Below are 11,842 nucleotides of genomic sequence, written 5' to 3' on the forward strand. Positions count from 1 at the left end.
CGCTGGCAACTCGGACATGGAGCGCGGCTACGACATTCAGCGCAGAGCCGACGCCGGGCGGACCTCCCAGACGGTCCACAGCGGGCGGTAGCCCTGGCGCGGCCAGAAGACGCTGCTCAGCGGGTTCGGCGGGTTGTAGTAGAGATATGTGCCGACCGTGCCCATGCGGTGCAGCTCCTGGTGGGCGTGCGCGACGAGCTGCCGGCCGACGCCGGTGCCGCGGGCGCCGGGCAGCACCGAGACGCAGTTCACATAGCCCCAGCGGCCGCGGGGCAGCCGGTGCGCCGCGGCCGTGCCCGGCTCGGACGACACGATCGCGCACTCGGCGAGCCCCACCGCGATGCCGTCGCGCTCGGCCAGCCAGATCGGGCTCGCGCCGGCGAGGCGCTCGGCGAGCGCGCGGCGCTTGAGGGCGGGCGCCTCCGGCCGCACGATCGTGGAGCCGACCAGCGACGAGTACTCCAGCTCCGCCAGCGACAACGCCAGGACGCTCTCCAGGTCGTTCGGCGTGGCGCGGCGGATCGTGAGCGTGCGCGGGACGTGCGGGTGGGGCGTGCGCAGCCGGACGCCGAGCACGGACAGCGGGACCAGGCCGTGGTCGAGGAACGCGCGCGCTGCGACCGTGTCGCGGCTCGGCCAGTGCACGACGCACGCCGTGTCCTCGCCGACCTCGTCCGCGTCGAGGTGCCGGCGGAAGCGGGTCAGCAACGCGTCCATGCCCTGGCCGGTGCCGATCAACGGCACCAGCTCCCACACCTCGGCCGCCGACCACAGCCGGGTCGTGGAGTGCGGCCCGAACGACTCGTGGCAGATCACCCCGGCCACGCGGGTGCCGTCGGCGAGGGCGGCGGTGACGACGTGGCCGTCGCGGGGCGGCTCGGCGGCAGGGGGCAGCAGCGGGTCCAGCGCGGCGAAGCGTGCTGACTGGGCCGCCACGAGTCCGCGTGCCGCGCTCATGGACCGGAGACTACGACGTCAGGCGGGTGCGGAAGATCGCGGTGCCGGGGAAGAGCCGGCCCCGCAGCGGGCTCCACTGACCCCAGTTGCGGGTGTGCCCCTCCGGCCACTCCGGCTCGACGAGGTCCTCCAGCACGAAGCCGGTGGCCGTGAGCGCCCTGACGTAGTCGCCGAGCGTGCGGTGGTGCTCGACGTAGGTGGCCTGGCCGCCGGCGTCGACCTCCACGTACGGGGTGCGGTCGAAGTACGACCCGACGACGGTGAGACCGAGCGGGCCGGGGTCGTCCGGGAAAATCCACCGCATCGGGTGGTTCACCGCGAACACCCACCGCCCGCCGGGCCGCAGCACGCGGGCCACCTCGGCGAAGACCTGCCGGACGTCCGCCACGAACGGCACGGCGCCGAACGCCGAGCAGGCGGCGTCGAAGATGCCGCCCGCGAACGGCAGCTGGTCGGCGCTGGCCTGCACGAGCGGCACCTGGATGCCGGTCCTGTCGTTGTTCTCCCGCGCGTGCCGGAGCATGCCCTCGGAGATGTCGAGCGCGGTGACGTCGGCGCCGCGGGCCTTGAGCCAGCGGGCGCACGGGGCACTGCCGCTGCCCACCTCCAGGATGCGCTGACCTGCGACTTCACCCAGGAAGCCGACGTTGTCCTCGCGCAGGCCCTCCGGGCACCAGACGAAGTCCGCCGCGCCCAGGAAGTCGCCGTGCGTGTCGTGGTAGGAGTCGGCGTCCGCGTCCCACCAGATGCGGTTCGCCGCGCGTGACTCGGCGGCGTCGGCACCGCGCTTGACGGGGCCGGCCGTGCCGAGCGCTCGTTCCGCGCTCGCGTGCTGGTTGGACACACTGCTCCTTCACGTGGGGCCTGGTTTGCTTGCGCGTCTTGCAGCCGCGTACGATATCGCGTGCGTAGTGGGTTAGTGCTGCCCATGATCCAAAACGGTCGGGGATTCCAGGTCGCTGCGACGCTGCGCGCGCACCACTACCACTCATTAATGCCAATCCGTACCGGAGCCACCTACCTAATGTCCACCGACACCACCACCGCCCCCGTTGCCGCTGCGCCCAAGCAGGTCGCGATCAACGACATCGGGACGGAGGAGGACTTCCTCGCTGCTATCGACAAGACGATCAAGTACTTCAACGATGGCGACATCGTTGAGGGCACGATCGTCAAGGTCGACCGGGACGAGGTCCTGCTCGACATCGGCTACAAGACCGAGGGCGTCATCCCCTCGCGCGAACTGTCGATCAAGCACGACGTCGACCCCAACGAGGTCGTCAAGGTCGGTGACGAGGTCGAGGCACTTGTTCTCCAGAAGGAGGACAAGGAAGGCCGTCTGATCCTCTCCAAGAAGCGCGCCCAGTACGAGCGCGCGTGGGGCACCATCGAGGCCCTCAAGGAGAAGGACGAGCCCGTCAAGGGCACGGTCATCGAGGTCGTCAAGGGTGGCCTCATCCTCGACATCGGTCTCCGCGGCTTCCTCCCCGCCTCGCTCGTCGAGATGCGTCGCGTCCGCGACCTCCAGCCGTACGTCGGCCGTGAGCTCGAGGCGAAGATCATCGAGCTGGACAAGAACCGCAACAACGTGGTCCTGTCCCGCCGCGCCTGGCTTGAGCAGACCCAGTCCGAGGTCCGCAGCGAGTTCCTCAACCAGCTGCAGAAGGGCCAGGTCCGCAAGGGCGTCGTGTCCTCGATCGTCAACTTCGGTGCCTTCGTGGACCTGGGTGGCGTCGACGGTCTCGTGCACGTCTCGGAGCTGTCCTGGAAGCACATCGACCACCCGTCCGAGGTCGTCGAGGTCGGCCAGGAGGTCACGGTCGAGGTCCTCGACGTCGACATGGAGCGCGAGCGCGTCTCCCTGTCGCTGAAGGCGACCCAGGAAGACCCGTGGCGCCAGTTCGCCCGGACCCACGCGATCGGCCAGATCGTGCCGGGCAAGGTCACCAAGCTGGTTCCGTTCGGTGCGTTCGTCCGCGTGGACGAGGGCATCGAGGGCCTGGTCCACATCTCCGAGCTGGCCGAGCGCCACGTGGAGATCCCGGAGCAGGTCGTCCAGGTCGGCGACGACGTCATGGTCAAGGTCATCGACATCGACCTGGACCGCCGTCGCATCTCGCTGTCGCTCAAGCAGGCCAACGAGGGCTTCACGGTCGACACCGAGTTCGACCCGACCCAGTACGGCATGGCCGCCGAGTACGACGACCAGGGCAACTACATCTACCCCGAGGGCTTCGACCCGGAGACCCAGGAGTGGCAGGACGGCTTCGACAAGCAGCGTGAGGAGTGGGAGCGCCAGTACGCCGAGGCGCACACTCGTTACGAGGCCCACATGAAGCAGATCCGCAAGGCCGCCGAGGCCGAGGAAGAGGCGTCGGCCGAGGGTGCGGGCAACTACACCTCGGGTGGCGACGCTCCTTCGACCTCCGTCGGCGCGCCGGCCCAGTCCGGTGGCACGCTTGCTTCCGACGAGCAGCTCGCGGCGCTCCGCGAGAAGCTGTCGGGCGGCATGTGAGCTCGCTCCAGCTCCTTCGGTAGCTGACTGACGAAGGCCCCCGCACTCCGGTGCGGGGGCCTTCGCCGTTCTCCGCCCCGCATGCACCGCGTGACATGCGTGGGTCGCACCGCCCGGATGGGGCCGAGTCACTAGCTCGACCTGGTGAAGTGCCCTCGCGACACCCGTTCACGCTGTGGTGGAGGGCTGAGTCCGTTGTGTAGGTTGACAAACCTATGCGCGGGATACGTTTCTTCATGGCACTCGGCGCGGTGGCGCTCACCGCCGCCTGCTCGACCACGGCCCCGCAGAGCCAGGCGCCGCCGCCGCAGATCCCGAAGATCACCCCGCAGACCTCGGCGTCGAGGGCCGCGGCGATGGTCGACCGCCCGACGCTGCCCGACGACTGCGACCTCGTGGTCGACGCGGACGCGATGAACGCGGTCCTCGGCCAGCAGCTGCCGGGCGAACCGCGGATCATCATCGGCGTCAAGGAACCGGGCATCGGGCGCACCGGCAAGATCGACTGCTACTACGGCATCCCGCCCAAGCAGGAGCTGACCGCAGCGAAGATCGTGATCGGGCTGTCGACCTACACCGACGAGCTCACGGCCCGCACGCGGGTCTCGGAGAGCGTCGAGGGGGAACGGCAGAACGGCGCGAAGATCACCGAGGTCGACGTCGGCAAGCAGAAGGGCACCCTGATCGAGGGCAAGGACGAGCAGCTGGTCATCGGCTCGCTGGGCAAGTCGACGTTCGTCGTGCGGTCGTGGAACAACTTCGTGCCGCAGCAGAACCTCACGAAGATCCTGACGACGCTCGCCCAGCAGGCGATGACGCCGCCGGTGTAGGCGTGCGGCTACCCTGACCGGCATGCTCAGGGTGGGGTTGACCGGGGGGATCGGGTCCGGCAAGTCGACGGTCGCGCGGCTGCTCGCGGACCGCGGCGCCACGATCATCGACGCGGACCGGCTCGCACGCGAGGTGCTGGAGCCGGGCACCGACGGCCTCGGGGAGGTCGTGGCGGCGTTCGGCGACGACGTCCTCAACGCGGACGGCACGCTGAACCGCGCGGCGCTGGCGGCCAAGGCGTTCGCGACGGAGGAGGCGCGGCAGACCCTCAACGGGATCACGCACCCGCGGATCGGCCGGCTCACGGCGGAGCGCATGGCGGCCGCGCCCGAGGACGGCGTCGTCGTGCACGACATCCCGTTGCTGGTGGAACGAGACATGGCGGCCGCCTACCACCTGGTGGTCGTGGTCCACGCGGACGCCGCGACGCGGCTGCACCGGCTCGTCACCAGCCGGGGCATGGCCGAGGCCGACGCACGGCAGCGGATCGCCGCGCAGGCCACCGACGAGCAGCGGCGGGCCGTCGCGGACGTGTGGCTGGACAACTCGGGCGAGGTCCCGGACGTGACCGCGCTGTGGGACCGGCTCGTGGGGTTCGAGAAGAACGTGCGCACGCGGACGTACGCGTCGGGGCGGCCGGTCGTGGTGCCCTACGACGAGCGCTGGCCGGCGCAGGCGAAGCGGGTGGCGCGGCGGATCAGCCTCGCCGCGGGCGGGCGGCACGTCGAGCACATCGGCTCGACCAGCGTTCCCGGGCTCGCCGCGAAGGACGTGCTGGACTTCCAGCTCGCCGTCGAGGACATGGGGACCGCCGACGACCTGCGGGAAGCGCTGGCGCAGGCCGGGTTCCCGTATGTCGGCCCCTACGAGGACACGCCGCGCGGCGACGACGGGTTCTGGGACAAGCGGCTGCACGCGGGAGCGGATCCGGGGCGGCGGGTGAACCTGCACCTGCGGGTTCCCGGCGCGGCCAACTGGCAGTGGGCGGTGGACTTCCGCGACTGGCTGCGGCACGACGCGCAGGCGCGCGAGGAGTACGCGAACGTCAAGCTCGAACTGTCCCGGCGGTTCGCGGCCGACGGCGACGGGTTCGCCTACGGTGACGCGAAGGAGCCGTTCATGGAGGCGGCGGTGGAGCGGATCAAGGCCTACAGGGGCGGCCAGGCGTCGTAGATGCCGTGCCACGTCAGCCAGGAGGTGAGGTTGTGGTTGACGTCGCTGAGCTCTTCGAGGGTGCGGTGGACCGTGCGCAGCGCCTGGTCGGCGTCGCCGGGCAGCAGCACGCGGCCCGCGACGGCGGCGGCGAACTCCTCGCTGCGGACGATGCGGGCGGTCGTGCCACCGGGCACGGCCAGGCCCAGCAGCAGGTCCGTGGTCTGCCAGTGGCGGTGGTCGCGTTCGACGCGGACGGCGGTCAGCACGCTCGGGCCGCTGCGCGCGTGCCGGGACCGCGGCTGGAAGGTCGTGAGCCGCACGCCCAGCTCCGGCAGCAGCCAGGTCACCTCGGAGTCGGAGAACGGGTCCTCCGGTGTGGGGTGCTCGATCCGCAGACCCCAGCGCTCCACGTGGCACGAACTGAGGTGCCGCATCCCGCCGGACGAGTAGCTGCGGACGCCCGAAATGGTGTCGACCGTGTCGACCAGCTGAGGTGTAGTGACCGCTCCCACGACGCCGAGGGTAGTCAAATATGTGCTCCCGGTTACACGCCAGATCGATTTGTTACGTCACGGTCAGATGACGAACACACTCTGTGTATCAACGCCACGTCGTAGGACAACCCGAATAGGTGAGCCACCGCACCACATCGTGACCGTGCGCTGAAATGCCGGACAGGGCCGTGTAAGTGGTCTCCAACGCCCACTGCGCGCGTTGCGCGGAGATCAGGTCGTGCTGCACAGCGGTGATCAACTCGTCCGTGTCGAGCACCGTCGTGCTGCGGCCCGTGCGGACGATCAGGTCCAGGTACAGGTCGGTCGTCTTCCACACGCTGCCGATCCCGGAGATCTCCACGACGTCGACGTAGAAGTCGAAGTCGAGCTCGTGGCCGCGGTGCCAGGACTGGCGCGTGACCCGCAGGTTGAGCTTGGGCAGGAACCAGCTCTCGAAGTGGCTGATCTTCGGGTGCCCGGCGAGCGGCCGGAACATGTAGAGGCCCGCCGGTGTGAGGCGGAACTCGTCGACGCTCCTCAGCTGTCCTTTTGGGTCGGTGTTGCTCTTGGCGTCCAGGTCGAAGTACTCGATCTTCGGCGGATGGATGTGTGCCACGTCCGCGATACTGCCACCAGATTCGTCACCGGCCACTTAGGATGCCGCGCATGTTCGGGATCATCCGCCCCTGCCGCAACAGGATGAGCGCTGAGCTGCGGTCCTCGTGGCTCGCGCACCTGTGCGGGATGTGCCTGTCGTTGCGCGACGAGCACGGTCATCTGTCACGCCTGGTCACCAACTACGACGGGCTGATGATCTCGGCCGTCGTGGAGGCGCAGACGGGCCTGTCGCGCCGGTCGGCGGGACCGTGCGCGTTGCGCGGCATGAAGTCGGCGGACGTGGCCATCGGTGCCGGGGCGCGCCTCGCGGCGTCGGTGTCGCTGGTGCTGGCGTCGTTGAAGATCCACGACCACGTGGACGACGGCGACGGGCTGGCCGGACGCGTCGGCTGGGCGGGCCGCGCGGTCGCGCAGCGCTGGGCGGCCAAGGGCATCGGCACGGCTGCCGACCTGGGCTTCGACGCGTCGGTCATGGTCGACTCGGTGCGCCGGCAGACGCTCGTCGAAGCGGCCGCGGGCCTGGGCAGCTCGGTGCTGGTGGTGACCGAGCCGACCGAGACCGCGACCGGGTTCGCGGTGGCGCAGACGGCCGTCATCGCGGGCCGGCCGGGCAACGTGGAGCCGCTGCGCGAGGTCGGGCGGCTGTTCGGGCGGGTCGCGCACCTGATCGACGCCGCGGAGGACCTGGAGGAGGACCGCGCCGCGGGGGCGTGGAACCCGCTGCTGGCCACCGGCACGTCGGTGCAGGAGGCCCACCGGCTGTGCCTGGACGCGGTCGCGGGCATCCGGCTCGCGCTGGCCGAGGTCGAGTTCGCGGACGGGCGGCTGGTGCACAAGCTGCTGGTGCACGAGCTGGAGGAGTCGGTCGTCCGGGTGTTCGGCAAGCGGCAGAAGCACCAGTACCCGCCGGGCAAGCCGCGCTGGTCCGAGCCGGGCAGCGGCCTGTGGGCGTACCCGAGGCTGAACTGGCAGCCACGGCCGCGCGGATGCGTCACGGGGTGTGGCGCGTTCCTCTACATGTGCGGCACCTGCCAGTTCTGCTGCCGCGACCCGTTCCCCGGACCGTGGAGCGACAAGCGCCGCGACGGCTGCGACCCGGGTCCCGACTGCGGCCCGAACTGCGACTGCGACTGCAACTGCTGCCCCTGCGACTAGCCGTTCGCCGGGGGCTCTGACCAGCGACGATCGGAAATTGTCAGACCCCCGGCGTAACGTTCTCCCCGTGGCATTCGCAACCGAGCTTCCGCCAGAGGAGAGCACCGTCAAGGCGCACTCCGAGCACCGTCCCGTCGGCGACATCACCCGGACCGGCGGGCAGTTCCGCGTGGTCAGCGACTACGTACCGGCAGGCGACCAGCCGGCGGCCATCGCCGATCTGGAGCGGCGCGTGCGCGCGGGCGAGCGGGACGTCGTGCTGCTCGGCGCCACGGGCACCGGCAAGTCGGCGACCACGGCGTGGCTGGTCGAGCGGCTGCAGCGCCCGACGCTGGTCATGGCGCCGAACAAGACGCTGGCCGCGCAGCTGGCCAACGAGCTGAAGGAGCTCTTCCCGAACAACGCGGTGGAGTACTTCGTCAGCTACTACGACTACTACCAGCCTGAGGCGTACATCCCGCAGACGGACACGTACATCGAGAAGGACTCCTCGATCAACGAGGACGTCGAGCGGCTGCGGCACTCCGCCACCATGTCGCTGCTGACCCGGCGCGACGTCATCGTGGTCGCCTCCGTCTCGTGCATCTACGGCCTCGGCACCCCGCAGTCCTACCTCGACCGCTCCATCCCGCTGGAGGCCGGCGCCGAGGTCGACCGCGACCAGTTCCTGCGTGCCCTGGTCGACGTGCAGTACACGCGCAACGACATGTCGTTCACCCGCGGCACCTTCCGCGTGCGGGGCGACACGGTCGAGATCATCCCGTCCTACGAGGAGCTCGCCGTCCGCGTCGAGTTCTTCGGCGACGAGATCGACAAGCTCTACTACCTGCACCCGCTGACCGGCGACATCGTCCGCGAGGTGCAGGACCTGCGGATCTTCCCGGCCACCCACTACGTGGCGGGCCCGGAGCGCATGGAGCGCGCCATCCGCGACATCGAGGCCGAGCTGGAGACGACGCTGGCCCAGATGGAACGGCAGGGCAAGCTCCTGGAGGCGCAGCGCCTGCGCATGCGGACCCAGTACGACATCGAGATGATGCGCCAGGTCGGCTTCTGCAACGGCATCGAGAACTACTCGCGCCACATCGACGGCCGTGCCGCCGGCACCGCCCCGGCCACGCTGCTCGACTACTTCCCCGACGACTTCCTGATGGTCATCGACGAGTCGCACGTGACCGTCCCGCAGATCGGCGGCATGTACGAGGGCGACGCGTCCCGCAAGCGCAACCTCGTCGAGCACGGCTTCCGCCTGCCGTCCGCACTGGACAACCGCCCGCTGACCTGGGAGGAGTTCGCGGACCGCATCGGCCAGGTCGTGTACCTGTCCGCGACGCCGGGCCCGTACGAGATGGGCCAGGCCGGCGGCGAGTTCGTCGAGCAGGTCATCCGCCCGACCGGCCTGGTCGACCCCGAGGTGGTCGTGAAGCCCACCGAGGGCCAGATCGACGACCTGGTCCACTCGATCCGCGAGCGGGCGGAACGCGACGAGCGCGTCCTGGTCACCACGCTGACCAAGAAGATGGCCGAGGACCTGACGGACTACCTGCTGGAGCTCGGCATCCGGGTCCGCTACCTGCACTCCGAGGTCGACACCCTGCGCCGCGTCGAGCTGCTGCGCCAGCTGCGTCTCGGCGAGTACGACGTGCTGATCGGCATCAACCTGCTCCGCGAGGGCCTCGACCTGCCCGAGGTGTCGCTGGTCGCGATCCTCGACGCGGACAAGGAAGGCTTCCTGCGCTCCGGCACGTCGCTGGTGCAGACGATCGGCCGCGCGGCCCGCAACGTGTCGGGCGAGGTCCACATGTACGCGGACCGGATCACCGACTCGATGCGGCACGCCATCGACGAGACGAACCGCCGCCGCGCCAAGCAGATCGCCTACAACGAGGAACGCGGCATCGACCCGCAGCCGCTGCGCAAGAAGATCACGGACATCCTGGAGGCCGTGTACTCCGAGGTGGACGACGAGGTGCCGGTCGGCGGGTCCGGTCGCAACCAGTCGCGGGGCAAGCGGGCCACCGGTGAAGGCGGGCGGTCGGCCGGGGTGCTGCAGTCGCACGAGCGGGCCGGGATGGCGCGGTCGGAGCTGGCGGATCTGGTGCAGCAGTTGACGGATCAGATGATGAACGCGGCGCGGGATCTGCAGTTCGAGCTGGCGGCGCGGTTGAGGGATGAGGTCCAGGACCTGAAGAAGGAGTTGAGGGGGATGGACGCGGCGGGGGTGAAGTAGACGGCGGTTGCGTTGCGGGGCGGGTTTGGTCCCTGCGTCTGTTGCCTTGGCGCAGGGGTTGGGTTGCGTCCGTTGTCTGTCACCTTGACACCGGGGTTGCTCAGGCACGTGAGCGATCACCTTGGGTGGGTGGTCTTGCAGGCAGGGACGACGTTCGGGGTTCATCGCCGCTTCGCGACGATAGCGATTGGGGCTTGACTTCGAGCCTCTAGCGGGGCGATGAGTCGGGGGCGATGAGTCGGCCTCAAAAGGCCGGGCGTAAAGAGCCCGGCCGATCCGGAACCAGGGTATCGCCCCGCCCTCAAAGTCAAGCCCCAATCGCAAGACCACGGGCTTGATACCGCTACCGATCGAGGGAAGGTAGATACGCCTCGCTTCGCTCGATAGGCGTCCAACTGCCTGAAGTCCGGGCGGAACGTCTCGCTTCGCTCGATAGGGCTTGCCTGAGGCCTGCTGTCTTGCTGTCGTGTCGCTGAGATGGGCTGCCTGTGCGTCTGTCCATTGTGGACTGAGTATCTCGGGGTGTTGCTCATCGTGAGGTTGGCGGATGCGGTGGGTGACCTCTGGGGTCGGATGCCGATCTGGTTCGCCGCGTAAATCGCCCTCTGGGGTGAGATGTCGGCTGACAACACCCATTGCGGCGTGGGACGGCCATGATCTCCCGGTGGACGTCGAGACCCACCTCGCCGCGGTGGAGCAGGCGCTGATCGCTATGCGGCGCAGCCAGTCACGCAGGGCGCTCGCCGAGTTGGCCGTACCGGCCTTCGAGGTGCTGGACGTGATCGAGGCGGCGGAGCGGAGTGGAGTGCAGGCAACGGTTTCCGGGGTGGCGGCCGCGTTGCACGTCGATCAGCCCCGGGCCAGCAAGCTCGTCACCAGTGCGGTTGACGCCGGGTTGGTGGCGCGGGTTGCGGACAAGGCGGATGGGCGGCGGGTGTTGCTCGTGCGCACGCCTCGGGGGCGGGCTACCAGTGCCGAGTTGCACCGGGCGCGGCAGGCAGCGTGTGCGGCGGCGATGGCGGACTGGACTGATGAGGAACGGGTGGCGTTCGCCGGGTTGCTGACGCGTTTCGTCGCGGTCTTCGGCGCGCGATAATCACGTCGTGACGATGGACGAGCTGATCGCCTACTGCGCCGCCAAGCCCGGCGCGGAGGAGACGTACCCGTGGGGTGAGGCCGAGCTCGTCTGCAAGGTGGGCGGCAAGGCGTTCGCGTTCATCGGGCTCGACGTCAACACCGTCGGGCTCAAGTGTGGTGCCGATGCCGAGGGTGCGGCGGTGTGGCGGGAGCGCTTTCCCGAGGACATCACGGCCAGCGGCTACATCGGGCGGTACGGGTGGAACACCATCGCGCTCAAGGGAGCGGTGCCCGACGACGACCTGCTGGAGCTGGTGGACGTGTCCTACGAGGCCGTCGTCGCACGGTTGCCGAAGCGCAAGCGGCCGGACTAGAAGTCCGTTGCGCCACGGGGTTCCGGTTGCAGGATGCCGAAGATGTTGCCCTCGGTGTCCCGGTAGTACGCGAGAAGGCCGACGCCGGGCACCTTGTCCTTGGGCAGTGCGACCGTGCCGCCGTTGACCTCGATGGCCGCGATCGTGGCGTCGACGTCGATCACGCTGGTGGTCATCACGTAGCCGCTGACGGGTGCGTCGGGGGCCGGGTCGGGGCCGCGGCGCGGCAGCAGGCCGCCGTTCACGCCGGGCTGGTCGTCGTCGCCGGTGGTGATGGTCCAGTAGGGGATGTCGCCCCACTGTTCGATCTTCCAGCCGAAGACGGCCGAGTAGAAGGTCCTCGCCCGCTCGGGATCTGCGGCGTGGATCTCGAAGTGCACAGGACGTGACATGCCAGGGCACGCTACTCCGGACAGTGGTTGTCCGCATTCGGTTC

Annotated in this window: 12 protein-coding genes; 7 read left to right on the forward strand and 5 right to left on the reverse strand. The window is 69.5% G+C overall.

Going from position 1 to position 11,842, the window contains the following annotated elements; genetic code table 11:
* Positions 1 to 36: 36 nt before the first annotated feature.
* Positions 37 to 957: a GNAT family N-acetyltransferase gene (locus tag ADL03_RS31425; protein WP_053737212.1), complete on the reverse strand. Its 921-nt coding sequence runs from the start codon at positions 955 to 957 to the stop codon at positions 37 to 39.
* A gap of 10 nt (positions 958 to 967) precedes the next feature.
* Positions 968 to 1,801, reverse strand: coding sequence for a class I SAM-dependent methyltransferase (locus ADL03_RS31430; RefSeq protein ID WP_053737213.1), 834 nt, complete (start codon positions 1,799 to 1,801; stop codon positions 968 to 970).
* Positions 1,802 to 1,981: 180 nt separating this feature from the next.
* Here ADL03_RS31430 and rpsA point away from each other — a divergent pair, with 180 nt between their 5' ends.
* From rpsA to coaE, 3 genes are all read left to right on the forward strand, one after another.
* Positions 1,982 to 3,472 (forward strand): 30S ribosomal protein S1, encoded by a 1,491-nt coding sequence (rpsA, locus tag ADL03_RS31435; RefSeq protein ID WP_053737214.1) that lies wholly within the window; start codon positions 1,982 to 1,984, stop codon positions 3,470 to 3,472.
* Between the two features lie 215 nt (positions 3,473 to 3,687).
* A complete protein-coding gene (locus ADL03_RS31440) occupies positions 3,688 to 4,302 on the forward strand; it encodes a hypothetical protein (RefSeq protein WP_063798770.1) in 615 nt (204 codons plus the stop codon).
* A 22-nt stretch (positions 4,303 to 4,324) separates the two neighbouring features.
* Positions 4,325 to 5,476 (forward strand): dephospho-CoA kinase, encoded by a 1,152-nt coding sequence (gene coaE, locus ADL03_RS31445; RefSeq protein ID WP_053737216.1) that lies wholly within the window; start codon positions 4,325 to 4,327, stop codon positions 5,474 to 5,476.
* Here coaE and ADL03_RS31450 read toward each other — a convergent pair.
* Positions 5,452 to 5,970 carry a DUF402 domain-containing protein gene (locus tag ADL03_RS31450; RefSeq protein WP_053737217.1) on the reverse strand — a complete coding sequence of 173 codons (519 nt, stop codon included), beginning with the start codon at positions 5,968 to 5,970 and terminating at the stop codon, positions 5,452 to 5,454. The two genes, coaE and ADL03_RS31450, sit on opposite strands and share 25 nt — an antisense overlap.
* A gap of 88 nt (positions 5,971 to 6,058) precedes the next feature.
* Complete coding sequence (locus ADL03_RS31455) at positions 6,059 to 6,568, reverse strand: DUF402 domain-containing protein (RefSeq protein WP_053737218.1); 510 nt, start codon at positions 6,566 to 6,568, stop codon at positions 6,059 to 6,061.
* 50 nt (positions 6,569 to 6,618) lie between these two features.
* Between ADL03_RS31455 and ADL03_RS31460 the strand changes: the two genes are divergently transcribed.
* The 4 genes from ADL03_RS31460 to ADL03_RS31475 all read left to right on the forward strand — a co-directional run bounded on the left by ADL03_RS31460 (position 6,619) and on the right by ADL03_RS31475 (position 11,406).
* Complete coding sequence (locus ADL03_RS31460; protein ID WP_053737219.1) at positions 6,619 to 7,725, forward strand: DUF5685 family protein; 1,107 nt, start codon at positions 6,619 to 6,621, stop codon at positions 7,723 to 7,725.
* A 67-nt stretch (positions 7,726 to 7,792) separates the two neighbouring features.
* A complete protein-coding gene (uvrB, locus tag ADL03_RS31465; RefSeq protein WP_053737220.1) occupies positions 7,793 to 9,955 on the forward strand; it encodes an excinuclease ABC subunit UvrB in 2,163 nt (720 codons plus the stop codon).
* 664 nt (positions 9,956 to 10,619) lie between these two features.
* Entirely contained in the window at positions 10,620 to 11,051 is a 432-nt protein-coding gene (locus ADL03_RS31470; protein ID WP_231642517.1) for a MarR family winged helix-turn-helix transcriptional regulator, read from the forward strand.
* A gap of 13 nt (positions 11,052 to 11,064) precedes the next feature.
* Positions 11,065 to 11,406, forward strand: coding sequence for an MmcQ/YjbR family DNA-binding protein (locus ADL03_RS31475; RefSeq protein ID WP_197288809.1), 342 nt, complete (start codon positions 11,065 to 11,067; stop codon positions 11,404 to 11,406).
* Here the strand turns inward: ADL03_RS31475 and ADL03_RS31480 are convergent.
* Positions 11,403 to 11,798 (reverse strand): VOC family protein, encoded by a 396-nt coding sequence (locus ADL03_RS31480; protein ID WP_053737222.1) that lies wholly within the window; start codon positions 11,796 to 11,798, stop codon positions 11,403 to 11,405. The two genes, ADL03_RS31475 and ADL03_RS31480, sit on opposite strands and share 4 nt — an antisense overlap.
* Positions 11,799 to 11,842: the final 44 nt, after the last annotated feature.

Origin of the sequence: Nocardia sp. NRRL S-836, from assembly GCF_001279525.1 — a bacterium.
Lineage (GTDB): Bacteria > Actinomycetota > Actinomycetes > Mycobacteriales > Pseudonocardiaceae > Lentzea.

What these genes read in the sequence shown, in the direction of transcription:
- ADL03_RS31425 (WP_053737212.1), bottom strand. Translation starts at nt 957, where the DNA reads ATGAGCGCGGCACGCGGACTCGTGGCGGCCCAGTCAGCACGCTTCGCC.
- rpsA (WP_053737214.1), top strand. Translation starts at nt 1,982, where the DNA reads ATGTCCACCGACACCACCACCGCCCCCGTTGCCGCTGCGCCCAAGCAG.
- ADL03_RS31440 (WP_063798770.1), top strand. Translation starts at nt 3,688, where the DNA reads ATGCGCGGGATACGTTTCTTCATGGCACTCGGCGCGGTGGCGCTCACC.
- coaE (WP_053737216.1), top strand. Translation starts at nt 4,325, where the DNA reads ATGCTCAGGGTGGGGTTGACCGGGGGGATCGGGTCCGGCAAGTCGACG.
- ADL03_RS31460 (WP_053737219.1), top strand. Translation starts at nt 6,619, where the DNA reads ATGTTCGGGATCATCCGCCCCTGCCGCAACAGGATGAGCGCTGAGCTG.
- ADL03_RS31475 (WP_197288809.1), top strand. Translation starts at nt 11,065, where the DNA reads ATGGACGAGCTGATCGCCTACTGCGCCGCCAAGCCCGGCGCGGAGGAG.
- ADL03_RS31480 (WP_053737222.1), bottom strand. Translation starts at nt 11,798, where the DNA reads ATGTCACGTCCTGTGCACTTCGAGATCCACGCCGCAGATCCCGAGCGG.